The organism is Kitasatospora sp. NPDC058032, assembly GCF_042885845.1.
Lineage (GTDB): Bacteria > Actinomycetota > Actinomycetes > Streptomycetales > Streptomycetaceae > Kitasatospora.
On sequence record NZ_JBHVRK010000011.1, the window covers coordinates 26,694 to 46,178 of the forward strand.

Annotated in this window: 20 protein-coding genes; 8 read left to right on the forward strand and 12 right to left on the reverse strand. The window is 74.9% G+C overall.

Features of this window, described 5'->3' with window-relative positions:
• Positions 1–45 precede the first annotated feature (45 nt).
• Together ACFVUH_RS19175 and ACFVUH_RS19180 are read left to right on the forward strand one after the other, a co-directional pair.
• A complete protein-coding gene (locus ACFVUH_RS19175) occupies positions 46–720 on the forward strand; it encodes an HAD family phosphatase (RefSeq protein WP_355370396.1) in 675 nt (224 codons plus the stop codon).
• A gap of 6 nt (positions 721–726) precedes the next feature.
• On the forward strand, positions 727–1,047 hold the full coding sequence (locus tag ACFVUH_RS19180; protein WP_355370394.1) for a multidrug efflux SMR transporter: 321 nt from the start codon (positions 727–729) through the stop codon (positions 1,045–1,047).
• 77 nt (positions 1,048–1,124) lie between these two features.
• Here ACFVUH_RS19180 and ACFVUH_RS19185 read toward each other — a convergent pair whose 3' ends face one another.
• From ACFVUH_RS19185 to ACFVUH_RS19195, 3 genes are all read right to left on the reverse strand, one after another.
• On the reverse strand, positions 1,125–1,874 hold the full coding sequence (locus ACFVUH_RS19185) for an SDR family oxidoreductase (protein WP_387914480.1): 750 nt from the start codon (positions 1,872–1,874) through the stop codon (positions 1,125–1,127).
• Between the two features lie 64 nt (positions 1,875–1,938).
• The gene (locus tag ACFVUH_RS19190) at positions 1,939–2,958 is read right to left on the reverse strand and encodes a HEAT repeat domain-containing protein (protein ID WP_387914482.1); all 1,020 of its coding nucleotides are present in this window, start codon (positions 2,956–2,958) and stop codon (positions 1,939–1,941) included.
• A 3-nt stretch (positions 2,959–2,961) separates the two neighbouring features.
• Entirely contained in the window at positions 2,962–3,624 is a 663-nt protein-coding gene (locus ACFVUH_RS19195) for a HEAT repeat domain-containing protein (protein WP_387914484.1), read from the reverse strand.
• A gap of 226 nt (positions 3,625–3,850) precedes the next feature.
• Here ACFVUH_RS19195 and ACFVUH_RS19200 point away from each other — a divergent pair, with 226 nt between their 5' ends.
• Entirely contained in the window at positions 3,851–5,272 is a 1,422-nt protein-coding gene (locus ACFVUH_RS19200) for an endonuclease/exonuclease/phosphatase family protein (protein ID WP_387914486.1), read from the forward strand.
• 14 nt (positions 5,273–5,286) lie between these two features.
• Entirely contained in the window at positions 5,287–7,242 is a 1,956-nt protein-coding gene (locus ACFVUH_RS19205; protein WP_387914487.1) for a phosphocholine-specific phospholipase C, read from the forward strand.
• 31 nt (positions 7,243–7,273) lie between these two features.
• On the opposite strand, the gene ACFVUH_RS19210 is transcribed toward ACFVUH_RS19205, so the two are convergent.
• From ACFVUH_RS19210 to ACFVUH_RS19220, 3 genes are all read right to left on the reverse strand, one after another.
• On the reverse strand, positions 7,274–8,230 hold the full coding sequence (locus tag ACFVUH_RS19210) for a formylglycine-generating enzyme family protein (RefSeq protein WP_387914488.1): 957 nt from the start codon (positions 8,228–8,230) through the stop codon (positions 7,274–7,276).
• A 120-nt stretch (positions 8,231–8,350) separates the two neighbouring features.
• Entirely contained in the window at positions 8,351–9,799 is a 1,449-nt protein-coding gene (locus ACFVUH_RS19215) for a sulfatase (RefSeq protein WP_387914490.1), read from the reverse strand.
• 580 nt (positions 9,800–10,379) lie between these two features.
• On the reverse strand, positions 10,380–11,312 hold the full coding sequence (locus tag ACFVUH_RS19220) for a zinc-binding dehydrogenase (RefSeq protein WP_387914492.1): 933 nt from the start codon (positions 11,310–11,312) through the stop codon (positions 10,380–10,382).
• A gap of 79 nt (positions 11,313–11,391) precedes the next feature.
• Between ACFVUH_RS19220 and ACFVUH_RS19225 the strand changes: the two genes are divergently transcribed.
• Positions 11,392–12,057, forward strand: coding sequence for a TetR/AcrR family transcriptional regulator (locus ACFVUH_RS19225; RefSeq protein ID WP_387914494.1), 666 nt, complete (start codon positions 11,392–11,394; stop codon positions 12,055–12,057).
• Positions 12,058–12,117: 60 nt separating this feature from the next.
• Here the strand turns inward: ACFVUH_RS19225 and ACFVUH_RS19230 are convergent, their stop codons facing one another.
• The 6 genes from ACFVUH_RS19230 to ACFVUH_RS19255 all read right to left on the reverse strand — a co-directional run bounded on the left by ACFVUH_RS19230 (position 12,118) and on the right by ACFVUH_RS19255 (position 16,117).
• Positions 12,118–12,483 (reverse strand): VOC family protein, encoded by a 366-nt coding sequence (locus ACFVUH_RS19230; protein ID WP_387914495.1) that lies wholly within the window; start codon positions 12,481–12,483, stop codon positions 12,118–12,120.
• A gap of 83 nt (positions 12,484–12,566) precedes the next feature.
• Positions 12,567–13,244: a phosphonatase-like hydrolase gene (locus tag ACFVUH_RS19235; protein ID WP_387914496.1), complete on the reverse strand. Its 678-nt coding sequence runs from the start codon at positions 13,242–13,244 to the stop codon at positions 12,567–12,569.
• Positions 13,245–13,279: 35 nt separating this feature from the next.
• Positions 13,280–14,401, reverse strand: a complete 1,122-nt coding sequence (locus ACFVUH_RS19240; RefSeq protein WP_355369042.1) for a TIGR03364 family FAD-dependent oxidoreductase — start codon at positions 14,399–14,401, stop codon at positions 13,280–13,282.
• A gap of 142 nt (positions 14,402–14,543) precedes the next feature.
• Positions 14,544–15,056 carry a pyridoxamine 5'-phosphate oxidase family protein gene (locus ACFVUH_RS19245; protein WP_355369044.1) on the reverse strand — a complete coding sequence of 171 codons (513 nt, stop codon included), beginning with the start codon at positions 15,054–15,056 and terminating at the stop codon, positions 14,544–14,546.
• 177 nt (positions 15,057–15,233) lie between these two features.
• Entirely contained in the window at positions 15,234–15,902 is a 669-nt protein-coding gene (locus ACFVUH_RS19250; protein WP_387914498.1) for a phosphatase PAP2 family protein, read from the reverse strand.
• Entirely contained in the window at positions 15,902–16,117 is a 216-nt protein-coding gene (locus ACFVUH_RS19255; RefSeq protein WP_387914500.1) for a hypothetical protein, read from the reverse strand. Before ACFVUH_RS19255 ends, ACFVUH_RS19250 begins: the two co-directional genes overlap by 1 nt.
• 112 nt (positions 16,118–16,229) lie before the next feature.
• On the opposite strand from ACFVUH_RS19255, the gene ACFVUH_RS19260 reads away from it, so the two are divergent.
• From ACFVUH_RS19260 to ACFVUH_RS19270, 3 genes are all read left to right on the forward strand, one after another.
• Positions 16,230–16,610 (forward strand): BlaI/MecI/CopY family transcriptional regulator, encoded by a 381-nt coding sequence (locus tag ACFVUH_RS19260; protein ID WP_355369050.1) that lies wholly within the window; start codon positions 16,230–16,232, stop codon positions 16,608–16,610.
• On the forward strand, positions 16,607–17,767 hold the full coding sequence (locus tag ACFVUH_RS19265; RefSeq protein WP_387914501.1) for a M48 family metalloprotease: 1,161 nt from the start codon (positions 16,607–16,609) through the stop codon (positions 17,765–17,767). Before ACFVUH_RS19260 ends, ACFVUH_RS19265 begins: the two co-directional genes overlap by 4 nt.
• Positions 17,768–17,921: 154 nt before the next feature.
• A complete protein-coding gene (locus ACFVUH_RS19270; protein WP_387914502.1) occupies positions 17,922–19,466 on the forward strand; it encodes a GAF domain-containing protein in 1,545 nt (514 codons plus the stop codon).
• Positions 19,467–19,485 lie beyond the last annotated feature (19 nt).

Genomic DNA, 19,485 nt, shown 5'->3' on the forward strand with positions numbered 1-19,485 from the left:
ACGACCGACCGTTGCTCCTTCTCGTGAACCATCGAAGGTACCGCCATGCCTGACACTCCCCCACCCGCCGCCGTCCTCTTCGACATGGACGGCACCCTCGTCGACACCGAACAGCTCTGGTGGCAGGCCGCCGCCGAACTCGCCGACGAGCTGCACCACCCCCTCACCGACGCCGACGCCCCCGAGGTCCTCGGCCAGGCCATCGAGCACACCGCCGCCCACCTCCACCGGGTCAGCGGCACGTCGCTGACCGAGGCCGAACTCGCCACCCGCCTCGGCGACTCCTTCGCCGGCAAGGTCGCGGCCGAGACGGTCCCGCGCCCGGGCGCCCTCGCCCTGCTCGCCTCCCTCCGCGACGCCCAGGTGCCCACCGCGCTGGTCTCCGCCTCCCCCCGCCGGGTCGTCGACCTCGTCCTCTCCACCCTCGGCCACGACTGGTTCGCCGTCACCCTGGCCGCCGAGGACACCCCCCGCACCAAGCCCGCCCCGGACCCCTACCTCGCCGCCGCCTCGCGGCTCGGCCTGGACCCGGCCACCTGCGTGGCCGTCGAGGACACCCCCACCGGCGTCGCCTCCGCCAGCGCCGCCGGCTGCGCCGTCCTCGCCGTCCCGTCCAGCGACGTCCCGATCCCGGACGGCTCCCGGGTCACCCTCCTGGACAGCCTGGAGCACGCGGACCTGACCCTGCTCGGGAAGCTCACCGCCGCGCCCGGGGTTTGAGCCCCCATGCCTTACGTACTCCTCACCCTCGCCATCCTCAGCGAGGTCTGTGCCACCAGCTGCCTCAAACTGACCGAGGGCTTCAGCAGGCTCTGGCCGAGCGTCGGCGTGGCCATCGGCTACGTCCTCTCCTTCGCCCTGCTGGGCCGCGCCCTGAAGCACATCCCGGTCTCGGTGGCCTACGCCGTGTGGTCCGGCGCCGGAACGGCGGCCGTGGCCGGCATAGGCGTCGTCGCCTTCGGCGAGTCCCTGGGCCGCCTCCAATGGCTCGGCATAGCCCTGGTCATCGCCGGAGTCGTCGTCCTCAACCTGAAGAGCAGCCACTGACAGCTCACGGGCCCCGTACGCACGCGTACGGGGCCCGTTCCACTGCCCCGTGCCGATCACGGCGGCCGGCGGCGGTGTCAGGCGCGGGGGCCGAGGAAGAGGCCGCCGGTGGCGTCGATGATCTGGCCGGTGATCCAGCGGGCGGCGTCGGAGGCCAGGAAGGCGACGATGTCGGCGACGTCCTCCGGGGTGCCCAGGCGGCCGAGGGCGGTCGACCGGGTGATGGAGTCGGTCAGGCCCGGGGCTTCGAAGACCGGGGCGTTGGCGGGTGTGCGGGTGGCGCCCGGGGCCACGGCGTTCACGGTGATGCCGCGGGTGCCGAGGTCGTTGGCCAGGGTCAGGGTCATCGTCTCGACCGCGCCCTTCGTCATCGCGAAGGAGGTCTGGGCCGGGTTGGCCATCCGGGTGGCCACGGAGGAGATCGTGACGATGCGGCCGCCGTCGCGGAGCAGGGGCAGCGCGCGCTGGACGGTGAAGTACGGCGCGCGGACGTTCACCGCGAAGAGGTGGTCGAACTCCGCCCTCGTCGTGACGCCGAGCGGTCCCGCGGGTGGGGCGGCCGCGTTGTTGACCAGGACGTCGAGCGGGCGGCCGGTCAGGGCCGCCTCCACCCCGGCGAAGAGCGTGTCGACGTCGTCGTCCGTGCCCAGTTCCGCGCGCACGGCGTAGGCGGTTCCGCCGGCACGCTCGATCGTCTCCACCGTCGCCGCCGCGCCGGCCTCGTCGGTGCCGTAGTGCACGATGACCGCCGCCCCGTCGGCGGCCAGGCGGGTCGCGATCACCCGGCCGATTCCGCGCGACGCCCCGGTGACCAGAGCCGTCCTCATCCCCACCACCCCAACCCGGTCGTGACTGCCGTTCACACAGGGCTATCACAGGCCCGGACAGCCCTCAACACCCCACGCCCGGCGGGGAGTCGCGCCGCTGGAGGGCGTAGGCGGCGGTGAGGGCGACGGCGCGGTCCCCGTCGTCGGTCAGGGCGGTGAGGGCGCGGGTGGCCGTGGGGCCCGGGATGTCCACCAGGGCCTGGGTCAGGCGGCGCCGGGCGGGCGGGTCCACGGCGGCGGGGGCAAGGCGGTCGACGAGGGCGGTGGCGATCCGGTCGGCCGACGCGGGGTCGGTCGCCAGCGCGGCCAGGGCGTCGGCCGCGTCGACGTCGTTCGTTCCCTCGACGATCAGGCCGACGAGCGGCGCGACCGCGTCGGCCGCCCCACGCGCCCCGAGGGCCAGCGCCGCGCGGCCGCGGACCGCCCGGTCGGGGTGGGTGAGGGCGTCCCGCAGCAGTGCGGTGGCCACGGCGTCCGGCAGTTCGGCGAGCGAGCGGACGGCACGCTCGCGCACCTCCGCCGAGGGTGCGTCGAGGCCGGCCGCCAGCAGCGCCGCCGCCTCCTCGCCCGACTGCGCCAGCACCCAGCGAAGAGCGCCGGCGACGTTCGGGTCCGATTCCCCCAGCACCGCCTCGACCAGCGCCTCCACCGGCACGGGGACGCCGTCGGTCGCGGCCAGGGCCGCGCGCTGGCGCGTCCTGGCGCTCTTCGACCCCAGCGCCTGCAGCAGCGCGACGGTCCGCAGGACGTCCTCCCAGCCCGCCGGTTCGGCGGCGCCGATCCGGCGCAGGCGCGTGAGCAGCTCGGTCTCCGCCGCGATGCGCTGCCGGGTCTCGCGGATGAGGCCGTCGACGAGCTCGGCGGGCGCGAAGCCGGGGTCGTCGAGCGCCCGCCCGACATCGCGCAGCGACAGCCCCAGCGACCGCAGGCTCTCGATGTGGAAGATCCGCCGGACGTCCTCGTCCGCGTACTCCCGGTAGCCGCCGTCGGTCCGCCCCGTCGGCCGCACCAGGCCGAGCGCCTCGTAGTGCCGGAGCATGCGGGCGCTGACCCCGGACCGTCGCGCGACCTCGCCGATCAGCACCGACTACCGTCCTTCCCCGCCCAGGGCCACCACGCGCTTCGCCTCCTCGATCGCGAACGCGAAGCCGGCGTCCGGATCGCGCCACAGCCGCTCCGTGGCGAGCGCGTGGGCGCGCACCCGGGGGTCGGGAGCCGCGGCGGCGGCGTCCAGGGCCGGCCGCGTCACCTCCCCGAGCGCGATCAGCGCCCGGCTGAGGCTCAGCTGCGTCTCGCGCTCGCCGCGACCGAGGTGTTTCGCCAACTCTACGGCCAAGGCGGGCTTCTCACAGTCGGGTGCGAGGACGACCGCCGCCCGCCAGGCGGTCCGGGCCACCTCGTCGTCGGCGTCGGCGAGCAGCGCCGGTGTGATCCCGGGCCAGGCCCGCCGGTCCCCGATCTTGGACAGCGTGTGCAACGCCTGGCTCCGCGCCCGGGCGCGGTCCGAGCGGAGTGCCTCGACCAGCGGCGGGACCACCGCCGACGGCTCGTGGCGGGTGAGTGCCCAGGTCAGCATCTCCCGTACGGAGAACTCCGGCTCGACCGCGCAGCGCTCGACGAGCTCGGCGACGAACCCCGGGTCCGGCGCGGTGCCGACCGCCAGCGCGGCCTGCAGCCTCACCGACGCGTCGGGGTGCGCCAGCGCCCGGAACGCCCGCATCGTGGTCGTCTCCTCCTGCGGCAAGGTCATCAGTGCCACCTCCTGCTCCGCAGTCAAGACCTTGCCACCGTGTCAAGGTCAAGCGGACGGCGCAGACGGGCCCGAATGATTCGCCGACGACCGGCACTCGAGCACGAGTTGGCCGACCTCCCCGCGCCCAGCCATGCCGTGTTCACGCCACGTACTCCCTCCTTCGGGTCAATAGGCGTCCAGTTGTCCAGCCAACTGGACCGTCCGCCCGACTCGAAGGACCCCCGTGGCCGTAGGAAGCACGCTCGCCCTCAGTTCCCCCACCGCTCCGGTCGAAGGTGACCGGCTCACCTTCCACTGGACGACCGACGCCGCCGATCCGAAGAACTGGGTCGGCGTCTACGACGGCACCCGGCAGCCCGGCAACGGCGCCTCGCTGCTCTGGAAGTACACGCCGGGCGCGTCCGGCGACGTCCAGCTCGACACCTCGGCGCTGACCGGGGGGCCGTACACGGCGTACCTGCTCGCCAAGGACGGCTACGGCGTCCTCGCGCAGAGCGCGCCGTTCACCTTCCGGCCCAAGCCGGTGGCGCCGCGCCCGCACCTGGCCGTGGACGCGTTCACCGCCACCGCCGTCGCGCCCGGCGCGGCCGTCACCGTCAAGCTCGGCGGACTCTGGTGCCGCCCCTCCGGCGCCCCCGCGTTCCGCAAGATCAGCGGGCCGGCCTGGCTCGCCGTCGCCGCCGACGGCACGGTCAGCGGCACGGCTCCCGCGAGCACGGGCGAGTGGCAGCTGCTGGTCGGCGTGAAGGACACCGGGGGCGCCACGGACGCGCTGACCCTCGTCGTCCCGGTCACCGACCCGACGGCGGCGCCCCGGCTCAAGGTGGCCGCCTGGAACCTCGCCAACGCGGGCGCCGCCTTCACCGACGCGGTCGAGAAGCAGTTGCGCGTCGTCCTCACCCAGGGCCTGGACGTGCTGGCGCTCCAGGAGACGGCGGGCGGAGCCGCCCGGACGCTGGCGACCGCGCTCGGCTGGTACGCCCACCAGAGCGCCGGCAGCGTCGGCATCCTCAGCCGCTACCCGCTGACCGCCGTCACCGCGCCGACGACCGCGCTGCCCGCCGCCGGGGCGACCGTCCAGCTGCCGGGCGGCCGTGCCGTCCGGGTCTGGAGCGCCCACCTCGACGAGGCGAACTACGGGCCGTACGCCGCCCAGGACGGGCAGAGCGCCGCGCAGATCACCGCCACCGAGAACGCCTCCACCCGCCTCCAGCAGGCCAGGGCGCTGGCCGCCGCCGTCCGGGCCGATGCGGCGACGGGCGTCCCGGTGCTCCTCGGCGCCGACCTCGCCTCGCCGTCGCACCTCGACTGGACGGCCGCCACCGCCGCCGCGCACAGCGGCGTCGGCGCGCTGGACTGGCCCGTCACCACCGCGATCCAGGGGGCCGGACTGACCGACAGCTACCGTGCCGCCCACCCCGATCCGGCCGCCGCGCCCGGGGCCACCTGGTCGCCGAGCCGCAAGCAGCGCGCCGCCGGCAAGCCCGAGCCGCAGGACCGGATCGCCGCTGTGCACTTCGCCGGACCGCTCACCCTCGTCGAGGCGCACACCCTCGCCACCGGCTGGCCGCAGCCCGAGCCGGGTGCCGCCGCCAACGGCTGGCCCTCGGACTGCGCCGCCGCCGTCGCCACCTTCCAGCTCTGAGAGGCCAGTTCACGATGTCCGAGCTCTCCCGCCGCACCTTCGTCGGGGCCACCGCGGCCGCCGGCGCCGCCGCCCTGACCGGCCTGCCCGGCACCCCGGCCCAGGCCGCCGAGCCCTCCCCCGCCGGCACCATCGCCGACGTCAGGCACGTGGTCGTCCTCATGCAGGAGAACCGCAGCTTCGACCACTACTTCGGCACCTTGAACGGCGTGCGCGGCTTCGGCGACAAGCAGGCGCTGCGGTTCCCCGACGGCACCGACGTGTTCCGCCAGCCCGACGGCGGCCGCAGCGACGGCGGCGTGATGCTGCCGTACCGGATGGACACCACCAAGTACAACGCGCAGAACGCCGGCGGCCTCGCCCACGACTGGGCCACCGGCCACCAGGCCATCAACAACGGCGCGATGAACAAGTGGATCGCCGCCAAGGGCGAGCGCACCATGGGCTACTTCACCCGCGAGGACATCCCCTACCAGTACGCACTGGCCGACGCGTTCACCCTCTGCGACGCCTACTTCACCTCGCTCGCCGGCCCGACCGACCCCAACCGGCTCTACCTGTGGACCGGTACCGCCGGCCCCGGCCGCGACGGCACCACCGGCCCCTGGATCGACAACACGCCCGTCACCGACAACCCCGTCGCCGACTGGACCACCTACGCCGAGCGCCTCCAGCAGGCCGGCGTGAGCTGGCGGGTCTACCACAACCCCAGCAAGGACGACCGCACCGGCGACTACGACGACAACGCGCTCTCCTACTTCAAGCAGTTCCACAAGTTCCCGGCCACCGACCCGCGGTACGTCAACGCGATGACCAAGTTCGACCCGGCGGCCTTCGACGCGCACTGCAAGGACGGCACCCTGCCGACCGTCTCCTGGCTGGTCGCCCCCTACCTGTTCAGCGAACACCCCACCGCCGGCCCGGACTACGGCGCGCACTGGGTCAACCAGGCCCTGCAGTCGCTGATGTCCAACCCGGACGTGTGGCGGCACACCGTCTTCCTGGTGATGTACGACGAGAACGACGGCTACTTCGACCACGTCGTGCCGCCCACCCCCGAGCCCGGCACGCCCGAGGAGTTCACCCAGGGCCGCGCCATCGGCCTCGGCAACCGGGTGCCGCTCTGGGTGATCTCGCCCTGGTCGCGCGGCGGCTGGGTCAACTCCCAGGTCTTCGACCACACCTCGGTACTGCGCTTCATGGAGCAGGTGACCGGCGTCGCCGAGCCCAACATCTCCGCCTGGCGCCGCGCCGTCTGCGGCGACCTCACCAGCTGCTTCGACTTCACCGCCCCCGACTACTCGATCCCGCAACTCCCCGACACCAAAGCCCTGATGGCCAGGGCCGACGCGGGCACCAAGCTGCCGGGCGTGCAACTCCCCGCCGTCGGCGCCCAGTCCATGCCCGTCCAGGAGATCGGAACCCGCCCGCACCGCCGACTGCCCTACCGCCCCTGGGCGGAGGCCGCCGTCGACCGCGACACCGGCCTGATCGCCTGTACGCTGCGCAACGACGGCGGCGTCGCCTACCCGTTCACCGTCTACCCGAACACCGTCTACGCCTTCGCCGGCACCCCGTACACCGTGGCCCCCGGCGCGAGCCGCACCCACACCTGGGACGCCGCCACCACCGACGGCCGCTACGACTTCACCGTGCACGGCCCGGACGGCTTCGTCCGCCGCTACGCGGGGACGGTGGTCCGCGCCGAGCAGGACGACGTCGCGGTGCCGGTGGTGAACGCCGTGCCCGACGCCTCGGTACTCACCTTCACGCTCGCCAACGCCGGTCGGACGGCCGTCACCTTCACCCTCACGCCGAACGACTACGCGGGCACCGAGCAGACCGTCCGGGTCGGCCCGAACACCACGGCCACCGCCGTGTACCCGTTGGACCAGGGCCGCTACGACGTCACCGTGACGGCGGCCACCGGCACCCGCTTCACCGAGCGGTACGCGGGCACCCTGCACTGAGGGGGCGCCCCGCACCGGCCGGCACCCGGGGTCACCGGGCGTCCGCCGCCACCCGGAAGCCGATGTTCCCGGCCGAGCTGTCCGGTGTGTTGGAGCTGCGTGCCGCCACCCGGTAGCGGTAGCAGTAGGAGGCGTGGCACATGTGGGAGCCGCCGCGCATCACCCGTGCCTCGCCGTCCGGCGGGCCGATCGGGTCGCGGTTCGGGCCGGTGAGGTGGAAGTCCGCGCTGAACCGGTCCGCGCACCACTCCCAGACGTTGCCGACGGTGTTGTACAGGCCGAAGCCGTTCGGCCGGAAGGCGGTCACCGGGGCGGTCCCCCGGTGACCGTCGGCCGCCGTGTTCAGGGTGGGGAAGACGCCCTGCCAGGTGTTGCACATGTACCGGCCGCCCGGGGTGAGTTCGTCGCCCCACGGGTAGCGCGCCTGCTCCAGGCCGCCCCGGGCGGCGTACTCCCACTCGGCCTCGGTGGGCAGCCGGGTGCCCGACCAGGCGCAGTACGCCTGCGCGTCGTGCCACGAGACGTGCACCACGGGGTGGTTCTGGCGGGCGGTGACCGAGGAGCCCGGCCCCTCGGGCGCGCGCCAGGTCGCTCCGGCGACCGCCCGCCACCACGGCACGGCGGCCACCTGCGGGGAGGTGGTGGCCAGCCGTTCCGGCAGGAAGCCCTCGAAGACGTAGGAGAAGCCGAAGGTCTCCGCCTCGGTGCGGTGGCCGGTGGCCTTGACGAAGGTCGCGAAGGCCGCGTTGGTCACCGTGGTCGGCGCGATCCGGAACGGGCTCAACTCGACTTCGCGGACCGGCCCTTCACCGTCTTCCGGGTAGCCCTCCCGATCGTCCGTGCCCATCAGGAACCGCCCGCCGGCCAGGCCGGTGAGCTGCCGCGCCACCCGTGAGACGGCTCCGGGGGCGGCAAGCGTGAGGGCGACGGGCGCGGCGGCCCCGTCGCCGTGGCGGCCGGGGGCGCAGCAGGGCTTGGTGGTGGACACGGTGGTTCCTCGTTCTGGTCGGGGGTCGGGGTCCGGGGGTGGCGGCCGGCCACCACCCCCGGACCATCGGGGGAAGGGGAAGGGGAAGAGCCCGAGCGGGTCAGGCCGCCCGGTCGGGGGTCAGGCGGCCCGGTCGGCGGCCAGCTGCGCCGCCAACGCCGGTACGCCGAGCGCCTGTTCCTGCTGCGGGGTGGCCTGGTACAGCAGGTTGCTCAGCTGGTAGGGGTCGGCCGCCAGGTCGTAGTACTCGCGGAACTTCACCTCACCCGTGCCGGACACCGTGCCGTTCGCGTCGGTGTGCAGCGCGTAGTACTCGGTGTACTGCTTGTCGGCGGCCACGTAGGAGGACCAGGTGGGCGGGCCGCCCGCCGCCGTGCCCTGCTTCCACCACTCCACCAGCAGGTGGTCCCGGTCGGCGGCGGTGAGCAGCGAGTGGCCGTCCTGCGGCGTGTCGGGCGTGATGCCGACGGCGTCGAGGATGGTCGGGGCGACGTCGATGTTGGCGACGATCCGGTGGTCGGTGGTGCCCGCGCCGAGGCCGCCGGCCGGCCAGGAGAGGTAGAACGGCACCTCGTGCGCCGGGGAGTAGGGCACGGACTTCTTGAGCCAGCCGTGGTCGGCCCAGGTGTAGCCGTTGTCGCCGAGGTAGATCACCAGGGTGTTGTCCAGCTGGCCGAGTGCGACCAGCTTGTCGTGGATCGCCTGCACGGCGTCGTCGACGGAGAGCAGGGTGCGCAGCTGGCGGGTGCGCACCGCCTGGGCGTCGGCGAGGGTGGCGGTGGCGTTCTGGATGTAGCCGGGCTTGTCGCTGCGGTCGTCCTCGGGCACCGAGGGGCGCCCGTTCCACGGCGGGACGACGGTGTCCGCGTACTTGGGGGCCGGCACGTTGGGCTCGTGCGAGGCGTAGGGGGTGACGTAGGCGAACCAGGGGCGGGTGTCGGTGGCGGCCTTGTCGAGGAAGGCCAGGGTGCGGTTCTTGATGACGTTGGTGGTGTAGCCGGTGAGGGTCTGGACGTCGCCGTCGATGTTCCAGGTGGCGTTGTTGTAGGCGGGCTGGAGCAGCGCCCACTCCTCGAAGTGCGGCGGGTTGTCCGCCACCGCCCAGGAGTTGAGGTACTTGCCGAACAGCCCGGTGCGGTAGCCGGCCTGCCGGAGGTAGCGCTGCACGGTGGTGTGCTGGTCGAGGCTGTGCGAGGCGCCGTTGTTGCGCACGCCGTGGTGGTGGGCGTAGCGGCCGGAGAACACCGAGGACCGCGAGGGCGCGCAGAGCGGCGTGGTGACGTGGCCGTGGGTGAAGCGGACGCCGTGGCCGGCGATCCAGTCCACGGTCTGCGGGGTGGCCCACTCGGTGTGCTTGGGCTGGTCGTCGGTGACGATCAGCAGGATGTTGGGCCGGGCGGTGGCGGCCCCGGCGGCGGCCTCGGCCGCCGCGGCGGCGGGGTGCGCCGCCGCGAGCTGGAGCGCGGCCGGGGCGGCGGCGGTGGCGGCCGCGGCGGCGGCGCCGGCGAGGAAGCCGCGCCGGCCGACCCGGGGCGAACCGTTCGTTTCCGAATCGCCGATCTCGCTCATGAATTCCCTCCATGCTTTTCGGTGATTCCGGACGCGGCGGCCCCGGGCAATATCAGGGGGCGGCACCGGAATCATTCACGGGGAAGCGGTCCACCGGCCCGCACGACGGTCGCGCCCGTCTCCCGGACGGCGTGCACGGGCGCGCGGTCCGACCGGGGATCCGCGGCGAAGGAATCGGGGCACCTCATCGACCTGCACGAACGGTGCGGGGACGAGCCACCCCGGGAAGGTCCGGCGTCCTGCGGCGGGCCCCCGTCCACCCGTCCGGGGGCCGCCGCCGGTTCACGCCGGAGCGGCCGTACAGAGGGCGCTCGCGAGCCGTCCGAAATCGACGTGCCGGCGAGCAGCCAGGAACTCTCCAGCTGCCATGCGTGCGACTTTAGGAGTTCCCGGCGAACACTGGCAATACCCGGACGCCATTGTTTCGGCGGCATGTCGAATATCCGGCCGCGGGTTTCCCCTCGTCAACAATCAGGGTGGCGGCCGCGCGAGGGGGCCGCAACGCGCCGCCCGGCCGGGGCCCGTCGCACTCCAGGAGCCCCGACCGCAACGGCCCTGCGCCTCATACGCCTCATACGGCTCAGTCGTCGAAGGCCAGCACCGCCTTGCCGTGGAGCCGGCCGGCGAGCAGGGCGTCCACGGCGTCCGCGGTGTCCCTCCAGCCGCCGCGCCAGGTGATGCCCGGGTCCAACTCCCCCGCCGCGACGCGGTGGGCCAGCCAGGTGAGGTCCCGGTCCAGGCCGGTGCAGGCGAGCAGCATGAAGGTCACCAGGCTGCGGTCGTGCCGGTCCCGGTCCCCGAAGAGCGCGCCGAAGGGGAAGGTCTCCCCGCTGCCCGCACTGTGCCCAACGGCGACCAGTGTGCCGCCCGGAGCCAAGGCCGCGTAGGCCTCGACCAGTTGAGGCCCGCCGACCAGGTCGATCACGCCGTCGACGGGCCGCAGGGACTCCTTCGGCGAGCCGACCACCTCGTGCGCCCCCAGTCGCCGCAGCAGAGCGCCGTTCCGTTCCGGCGCACCGGTGGACGCGATCACGTGCGCCCCCGCGGCGCGGGCGAGCTGGACGGTGTACCGGCCGACTCCGCCGGTGGCCCCGGTGACCAGGACGGTACGGCCGAGCAGTGGCCCCACCCGGTGCAGGGCGCGCAGGGCGGTGGCACCGGCGACCGGAACGGTGGCGAGGTCCGCCGGGTCGGCCCCGGCGGGTGCCACGCCGATCAGCCCGGTGTCGACGGCCCGCAGTTCGGCCCAGGCACCGCCGGGCATCAGGGTGGTCACCGGGGTGCCGGGCGCCGGCCCGGAACCGTCGGCGGCGGCACGTTCCACGATTCCGGCGGCGTCCCAGCCGAGGACCGTGCCATCGGCCGCCGAGTCGAGGCCGAAGGCGACCTCCCCGTAGTTGAGCGAGGTGGCGGTGACCCGGATCAGCGCCTGGTGCGGGGCCGGTTCCGGATCGGGGGCCGTACCGAGGCGCAGGCGGCCGGGGGCCGAGCTGTCGACCAGGAGTGCACGCATGGAAGGTCCTCCCCAAGATTCTGCCACTGAGTGGCATAAGCCTACAGGTGGCATTACTTGCCGCGATAGGCTGACCACGATGACTCCCGAGACGGTCGCCGCCCCCGCGAAGCCGCCGCTGCGTGAACGCAGGAAACTGCGCACCCGGCAGGCGTTGATCGACACCGCGCTGGAGCTGTTCGGCGAACACGGCTTCGACGGCGTGACACTGGACCGGCTGTGCGAGGCGGTCGAGGTCTCGAAGCGGACCTTCTTCCGCACGTTCAGCAGCAAGGAGGACGTCGCCATGGCGCCCACCCAGGACCTCTGGGCGGTGTTCCTGGAGGTCCTGGAGAGCTGCCCGCCGGACGGGCGTCGGCTGGTCTCGCTGTACGAGGACGCCCTGGTCGAGTCGATCGGCAGGATGCCGGACGGGGGCTGGGCCGAACGCGTGCTGGCGAGCCGGAAACTGGCCGCCCGGACGCCCTCGATGAGCGCCCACGGGCTGGCCTTCTGCGACCGGGTGGGCGGGGAAGCGGTCGCCGTCGCGGTGCGGCGCTTCACGCTGGACGCGACTGCGGACGGCGCCGCCCGGCTACACGCCCGGCTCGCGCTCGACATGCTGCTGTCCGCGTTCCACCAGGCCCTCGCCGAATGGGTGGCACAACCGTCCGGACACACCCGCGAGGACCTCACCCGGCGCCTGCGAACCGTCTGCGCCGAGCTGCCGGGAGCCCTCGCGGCGACGGTGGAGCCGCGCGGCTGACAGGCCGGCGGGCGCACCGGCCACAGCGGGTCCGGGCGGGCCGCGCGGGCCGGCGGAGGCTCAGACCACCAGCGAGTGCTTCGGCTCCAGGACGCAGAACTCGTTCCCCTCGGGGTCCGCGAGGACCCGCCAACCCACCTCCGCGGACTGTCCGACGTCCACCGGCACCGCCCCGAGAGCGATCAGCCGGGCCACCTCGGCCTCCTGGTCGTCCGGGGAGAGGTCGAGGTGCAGCCGGTTCTTGCCCGCCTTCTCCTCCGGGACGGGCAGGAACACCAGCCCCGGCCAGCTGTGCTCGTCCGCCCCGACCACCACCTCGTTCGCGTTCTCCAGCAGGACGCTCCAGCCGAGCGCCTCCACCCAGAAGCGGGCGAGGGCGGCCGGGTCGTGGGCGTCGACGGCGATCTGGTACACGCGAAGGCTCATGCCGGTCAGCGTACTTGGGGTGTGGAAAGCCGGCCGGGCGGGCGCGCCTCCCGTCGCGCCCGCCCGGTGTACCGGCCCCCGGCTCAGCCCGCCAGCAGCGCGGGCAGCCCGGCGACGGACGCCAGCACGTGCGTCGCCCCGTCCGCCCGCAGGCGCTCCTCGCCATGGGCGCCGGTGAGGACGCCGGCGACGACGGAGGCCCCGGCGCGCGAACCGGTCAGCATGTCGTAGCCGGTGTCGCCGGCCACCGCGATCCGACGGACCGAGTCGGTCCCGGTGCGCAGCAGCGCGGTGAGCGCCAGGTCGGGGTACGGGCGGCCGCGGCCGGCTTCGGCGGGGCAGAGCGTGAGGTCGGCGATCGACTCCCAGCCGAGGGCGGTGAGGATGCGGTCCTGGGTGGCCCGGGAGAAGCCGGTGGTGAGGACCACCTTGCGGCCCTGGCCGCGGAGTTCGGCGATGGCCTCGGCCGCGCCGGGCAGCGCCTCGCAGTGGCCGGCGTCGACGAGGTCGTGGTAGGCGGCCTCGAAGGCGGTGTTGGCGCGCTGGGCCTTCTCCTCCTCGCCGAACAGGTGGCGGAAGACGGAGATCTTGGACTCGCCCATGGTGGCGCGGACGTGCTCCAGCATGCGGGCGTGCTCGGGGCTGCCGGCCTCGACGCCGAGCGAGCCGGCGGCGGCCTGGAAGGCACGCTCGACCAGGCCGTCGTCGGCCACGGTGGTGCCGGCCATGTCCAGGACGACCAGGCTGATGTCGTACGACATGATGTTCAGTTCCTCCGACGGTCTTACAGGCGGGCTTACAGGTTGGCGAGGTTCGCCGTGGTCTCGGCGATGGCGGGCGAGCAGGTCATGCCGCGGCCGCCGGGGCCGGTGACCAGCCAGACGCCGTCACGCACGCGCTCGCGGTGGACGACCCGGGTGGTGTCGACGCACTGCGCGTACACGCCGGCCCAGCGGCGGCGGATCCGCGGCAGCGGGCGGCCGAGCAGGTCCTCGACCACGCCCACCAGGTGGTCGTACGGGTCCTCGACCACGTCGAAGCCGAAGGGCTGGTCGTACTCGTGGGTGTCGCCGATGGTGAGGCCGCCGTCCAGCCGCTGGACCATCAGCAGCTGCATCTTGTGCTCGGCGGCGACCGGCGACTGCGGCTGGACCTCGCGCAGGCGGTCCAGGGCGCTGCCGGCGAAGGCCGGGTAGTAGCGGAAGGAGTCGCCGTCGGCGACCGAGGTGGTCAGCGGCTCGCCCAGCGGGTCGGTCTGCATCATCTGCAGCCGCACCTTGCGGACCGGCAGCCCGGGCGCCAGCTCGCGGACCAGGCCGCCCAGCCAGGCGCCGGTGCACAACACGACCAGGTCGCCGGTGTGGACGTCGCCGTGGTCGTCGCGGACGGCGTTCTCGCCGATGACGTCGCGGACCTCGCGGCCGGGCAGGAAGGTGTACCGGCCGGTGGCGGTCAGGGCGGCGCGCAGCGCGGGCTGGGCGACGCGCGACTCGACGGCGGCGTCCCGCTCGCAGTGCAGGGCGCCGAGCAGCTTGCCGCGCAGGGCCGGATTGAGGGCCCGGGTCTGCTCCGGGTCGAGCAGCCGGTAGCCGCGAAGCTCGGCGTCGGGCAGCGTCAGCGCCTGTTCGGCGACCGCGAGCTCCGCCTCGGTGCGGATCGCGGTGAGCGATCCGTTGGCGCGGAAGCCGAGGCCGGGCACCTGCCCGCCGATCCGCTCCCACAGCTCGCGGGCCCGCACCGCGGTGTCCAGCTCCTCGCCCTGGGCCCGGCCGCTGACCCAGACCAGGCCGAAGTTGCGCACCGAGGCGCCGCGCGCCTCCGCCTCGCGCTCCAGGTGGACGACCTCGTGACCGCGCTCGACGGCCTGCCAGGCGTGCATGGTGCCGAGCACGCCTGCTCCTACGACGATGACTCTCATGCGGCCAGGCTGATGCCGCCGGGTGTCCGAGGGGCGTCCGAACGGCGGATCCCAGATGAACCGGCCGATAAGTTGTACAGACAACCTGGCGGACGGGCCCGCCTCTCGACCACCGGACCGGCCCGCCACCGGGCCGGGCGGCTCAGCGCCGCACGGCCGCCCGCAGGTAGTGCCGCCGGCCGAACTTCGGCTCGTCCACCGCCGTCAGCTCCTCCACCTGGAAGCGGTACAGCGCCGCCGCCCCGCCCCCGGTCAGGAACTGCCGCCGGACCTCGTCGTCCTGCGCGAAGGCGGGGTAACGCCCCTGGTAGGCCGCCAGCGCCGCCTCCGCCTGCCGCCCCCACGCCTCGCCCGCGCTGCCGGTCAGCTGCAGGCCGCGCAGCTGCTCGCCGAAGACCGGCGGCGGCAGGAACACCGTGGCCGCCGCCCGGGCCTCCTCGGCCAGGTGGTGGCTGTGCCGGGTGGCGCGCTCGCTGACGAAGTAGAGGACGAGGTCGTCGTCGTGGGCGAAGAAGGCGAGGTTGGCGTGCGGGCCGTGCTCGTGGCCGGCGGTCGCGAGGGTGAGCACCATCGCCTCGGCCAGCAGCCCCTCGACGCCCTTGGCGAGCTCCTCGGCCGGCCAGTCCCCCTGGGTGATGTCGAGTCGGTACGGCATGGGCAGCACTTCCCTCCACTGGCACGCCCGGCGCGCGCGGCGCCCTGGCACGACTGAGCCGGGCGGGTGCTCCCCTGGGGGGCAGCCGCGCCCGGCTCACATGCTCTCCCCGCCACCCCGGCCGCACAAGGGCCGGGACGGCGGCCACGCCCCGGTCGGGGGTCCGCTCCGGTGCCGTCAGTCCTGCCGGGCGCCGACCGGCCGACCGGCCGGCGCCGCGACCGCCTGCGGACCCGCACCGAGCAGCGGCCGCAGCGGGCCGGAACGGGCCCGTTCCACCAGCGGACCGGCCGCACCGGCCGCCAGCGCGAGCGGGAGGGCCACCAGCAGGCCGACCAGCGCGCCGACCAGCACGTCGTGCGGGTAGTGCACGCCGACCCAGACCCGGGAGGCGCCCATCAGCACGGCGGCCGCCGCGGCGACGGCGCCGATCCGCCGGTCGGCGAACCAGAGCGCGACGGCCGCCGCGACCGCGATCACCGTGTGGTTGCTCGGGAAGGACCAGTCACCGGCGCCCGGACAGGTCTCCAGGGTGTTGCGCACGTGCAGCTGGTCGCACGGCCGGACCTCCTCCACCAGCCCCTTGAAGCCGGAGTTCACCGCGTAGGCGACGACCACGATCAGCGGCGAGGCCAGCACCCTGGCCTGCACCGCCGCAGCGCTGCCGCGCGCCCGCCACCAGGCGGCCAGCATCAGCAGCGCGAACAGGCCGAGGCCGACCAGCGACCACACCTCGACCAGCTGGTTGAACCAGTGCGGCGCGGCGTCCGCCCAGCCGACCACTCGGCGGTACAGGCCGCCGTCGATGCCACTGCCGTCGTACACGGCCAGCTCGTTGAACGTCATCACCGGACCTCACCACCGCGACGGTGGGCCCGCCGGACGCCGAACACTTCGAGAACAATCAGGAGCATGGAGACAACTACTACCAGAAGCGGGGTGATCGACACATAACGGTCGATACCGGTCATGAACGGACCGAATACGGACCCCGCGAGCGCACCGAGCACACCGAACACCTCCGTGCCGGCGGGCGCCGCATCGGCGAACGACTGGAACACGACCGGCGGACCTCCCGTACGTTGGTGGGCGGCACCGCAGCGCACGCCCGACCGTCTACAGTCACGTAGACGGTCTACATGACTGTAGACGATAGCTGGAGGAACCCCCGCCATGTCCGACGTACCGTCCGCCCGCCGGCCCGCCGGCGAGTTGGAGGCCGAGGTGCTCGCCGCCCTCTGGGCCGCCGACCGGCCGCTGACGCCGCAGGACGTCCAGGGGTCGCTCGGCGCCGACCTGGCCCGGACCACCGTGACGACGATCCTCGCCCGGCTGCACGACAAGGGGACGGTGCACCGCACCCGCGCCGGACGCGGCTACGCCTACGTCCCCGCGGTCGCCGACCCCGCCGGACTGGCCGCCCGCCGGATGCACGCCGAACTGGGCCGGGAGGCCGACCGCTCGACGGTGCTCGCCCGGTTCGTCTCCGACCTCTCCGCGGCGGACGAGCGGCTGCTGCGCGACCTGCTCGGCGACGAGGACGCCGCCCGGTGATCGTCGCGGTCTGGGCCCCGCTGCTGCTGCCCTTCCTCGCCGTGCTGCCGGCCCGCCGGCTCGCCGAGGCGCTGTCGCCGCGCGCCGCCGTCTGGACGCTGGCCGCCACCGCGGCCGTGCTCGCGGGCGGCACGCTGTGCTCGCTGGGCCTGCTCACCGTCGCCGGACTGCTCCGGCTCCCGCCGGTCGCCGCCCTCGGCCACCTCTCGCCGCACTGGCTCGCCGCCGGACCGCCCGGCACCCCGACGGCGGCGGCGGTGTCGGCCGCCCTGGCGCTCGCCGCCCTCGTGGCCCTCGGACTGCGCACGGTACGCCTCCGCCGACGCGACCTGGACGCCGCCCGCACCGCCGTCGACGCCACCTCCCCCCGGGCCGCCTCCACCGCGCCGACCTCCACCGGGCGCGCCGCGGGAACCGACGCCGACGCCGCCACCCGGGCACCGGGCCCGCCGCACGGCCCGAACGACCAGCATCCGGACACGCGCCCCCCGCGCGCACCCGTGCGCTGGGCGCGCACCCCGTGGACCCAGCGCGTCAGGCGACTGCTCACCACCCCGCCCGCCACCGAACTCGCCGTCCTGCCCGACGAGCAGGCCGACGCCTTCGCCCTGCCCGGCCGCCCGCGCCGCCCCGGCCGGCCCGCCGAACCCGGCCGGATCGTGGTCACCGCCGGCATGCTGCGCGCCCTGGACGCCCCCGAGCGCGCGGCCCTGCTCGCCCACGAGCGCGCCCACCTGACCGCCCGCCACCACCTGTTCCTCGCCCTGGCCGCCCACGCGGCCGCCGCCCACCCGGCCCTGCGGGCCCTGCGCGCACCGCTCGGCTACCACCTGGAACGCTGGGCCGACGAGTCCGCGGCCGCCCGGGTCGGCGACCGCAGGGTGACCGCCCGCGCGGTGGGCCGGGCCGCCCTCGCCGCCGGCCGCTCCCCTTGGCCGGGCCGCCCCCGGCACGCCCCCGCGGCCCACGGCGGACCGGTCCCCCGCCGGGTCGCCGCCCTGCTCCACCCACGCCCCGCCGGGGCGGTCGCCGCCCGCCGGACCGCCGCCCTGGCCCTGACCGCCTGTCTCGCCCTCACCGCCGTGACCTGCCTCGATGCCACCGCCGACCTCCACCACACCGTCGAGACCGCCCAGCAGCAGACGCCCGCCCGCTAGAACGCACGAGCCACAATTCGTTGGCATGACCACTCTCATACCGTCTGGTATTCCGAGTTGGCAGACCCCATCCCCAGGAACCGGTGGCGCCCGTACGCTTTCGTCAGCGCGTCGGCCCCGGCGCGCCCTCGAACGGCGGCGAGGAGCGACACGAGTGCGGCAGTCCGGACGGCAGACCCGACGACCCGAACGCCGCACCGCGCAGAGCGCGGCCGAACTGGCCAAGGTCCACGAGCGCGCCCTCGCCGAGGCCGCCGCCCGCGCCGCCCACCGGGACGCCGCCGCCCCCGACGACCCACCCTTCCACCAGCCCCGCCCCGAGATCGGCGACTCCTGGGAACGCCTGCGCCGCCTCGGCCTCGACCCGGACGCCGGCGCCGCCGCCGTCCACCTCGGCCCCGCCGAGATCGAGCACCGCCGCCGGGCCAGCGGCCTCGACCCGCTGCTCCCGATCCTCCGCGGCACCCTGGTGGAGCAGGTCGAGCAGCCCCCGCTGATCCTCGCGATCACCGACGCCGACGGCCACATCCTCTGGCAGGAGGGCGAACGCGGCCTGCGCCGCAGCGCCGACCGGATCGGCTTCCTCACCGGTGCCCGCTGGGTGGAGGAGCGGGTCGGCACCAACGGCATAGCCGCCGCCCTGCGCGCCGAGCGCCCGATGCACGTCCACTCCTCCGAGCACTACCTGCGCAGCCACCACTCCTGGACCTGCGTCGCCGCCCCGGTGCACGACCCCGGCACCGGCCGGCTGATCGGCGCGATCAACCTCAGCGGCCCGGCCCACTCCGTCCGCCCGTACCTGCTCCAGCTGACCGCCACCGCCGCCAAGCTCGCCGAGACCGAGCTGCGCGCCCGCCGGCTCGAATCCCTGCACCACCTGCGCACCCTGGCCGCCCCGATGCTGGCCCGGGTGAACGGCCCCGCCCTGGTCGTGGACGCGGCGGGCTGGACGGCGGCCGCGGCGGGACTGCCGCCACCGGCCCGGCTGCGGCTGCCCGCCGAGGGCTGGAACTCGGCCGCCGTGCACTGGCTGCCCAGCCTGGGCGAGTGCGTGATCGAGCCGCTCGCCGACGGCTGGCTGGTCCGCCCGCTCCTGCCGCAGGACACCGCACCGGCCGCACCGGGCGAGCCGGACGGCCCCGGCGGCCCGGGCGGGGACACCGCCGGCCCCGCCGCCGGACTGCTGGCCGAGCAGGCCGAGGGGGCCAGGGTCCGGCTCGACCTGCGCCGCGCGGGCAGCCCCGGCCTCTCGGTGCACGGCGCGGCCGGCAGCTGGTCGCACGCGCTCAGCCCGCGCCACGCCGAGCTGCTGCTCCTGCTGGCCACCGAACGCGAGGGCCTCAGCGCCGCCCAGCTGGCCGACGCGCTGTTCGGGGACCCGGCCCGGACCGTGACGGTGCGGGCCGAGCTGTCCCGGCTGCGCCGCTACCTCGGCGGCCTGCTGGCCCACCGGCCGTACCGCTTCGCCGAGTCGGTGCTGGTCGCGGTGGCCGGCCCGGACGATCCGTACGACCTGCTGCCGACCTCCTCGGCGCCGGCCGTGCGCAGGCTCCGCGCGGGGCTGGTCGGTGGGACGGTCCGGCTGCCCGGGACACCGCCGTTACCGGGCCCGCGCCCCCCGGCCGACGGGTCCGCGCCGCCGCGTCTGCGAACCGACCGTCTCCCCCTGTCGCCCCTGCCGCCCCCGCGACCCTCGTAACCCTCGTCGCCCCTGCGGC

What these genes read in the sequence shown, in the direction of transcription:
- ACFVUH_RS19175 (WP_355370396.1), top strand. Translation starts at nt 46, where the DNA reads ATGCCTGACACTCCCCCACCCGCCGCCGTCCTCTTCGACATGGACGGC.
- ACFVUH_RS19180 (WP_355370394.1), top strand. Translation starts at nt 727, where the DNA reads ATGCCTTACGTACTCCTCACCCTCGCCATCCTCAGCGAGGTCTGTGCC.
- ACFVUH_RS19185 (WP_387914480.1), bottom strand. Translation starts at nt 1,874, where the DNA reads ATGAGGACGGCTCTGGTCACCGGGGCGTCGCGCGGAATCGGCCGGGTG.
- ACFVUH_RS19195 (WP_387914484.1), bottom strand. Translation starts at nt 3,624, where the DNA reads ATGACCTTGCCGCAGGAGGAGACGACCACGATGCGGGCGTTCCGGGCG.
- ACFVUH_RS19205 (WP_387914487.1), top strand. Translation starts at nt 5,287, where the DNA reads ATGTCCGAGCTCTCCCGCCGCACCTTCGTCGGGGCCACCGCGGCCGCC.
- ACFVUH_RS19215 (WP_387914490.1), bottom strand. Translation starts at nt 9,799, where the DNA reads ATGAGCGAGATCGGCGATTCGGAAACGAACGGTTCGCCCCGGGTCGGC.
- ACFVUH_RS19220 (WP_387914492.1), bottom strand. Translation starts at nt 11,312, where the DNA reads ATGCGTGCACTCCTGGTCGACAGCTCGGCCCCCGGCCGCCTGCGCCTC.
- ACFVUH_RS19225 (WP_387914494.1), top strand. Translation starts at nt 11,392, where the DNA reads ATGACTCCCGAGACGGTCGCCGCCCCCGCGAAGCCGCCGCTGCGTGAA.
- ACFVUH_RS19230 (WP_387914495.1), bottom strand. Translation starts at nt 12,483, where the DNA reads ATGAGCCTTCGCGTGTACCAGATCGCCGTCGACGCCCACGACCCGGCC.
- ACFVUH_RS19235 (WP_387914496.1), bottom strand. Translation starts at nt 13,244, where the DNA reads ATGTCGTACGACATCAGCCTGGTCGTCCTGGACATGGCCGGCACCACC.
- ACFVUH_RS19240 (WP_355369042.1), bottom strand. Translation starts at nt 14,401, where the DNA reads ATGAGAGTCATCGTCGTAGGAGCAGGCGTGCTCGGCACCATGCACGCC.
- ACFVUH_RS19245 (WP_355369044.1), bottom strand. Translation starts at nt 15,056, where the DNA reads ATGCCGTACCGACTCGACATCACCCAGGGGGACTGGCCGGCCGAGGAG.
- ACFVUH_RS19250 (WP_387914498.1), bottom strand. Translation starts at nt 15,902, where the DNA reads ATGACGTTCAACGAGCTGGCCGTGTACGACGGCAGTGGCATCGACGGC.
- ACFVUH_RS19260 (WP_355369050.1), top strand. Translation starts at nt 16,230, where the DNA reads ATGTCCGACGTACCGTCCGCCCGCCGGCCCGCCGGCGAGTTGGAGGCC.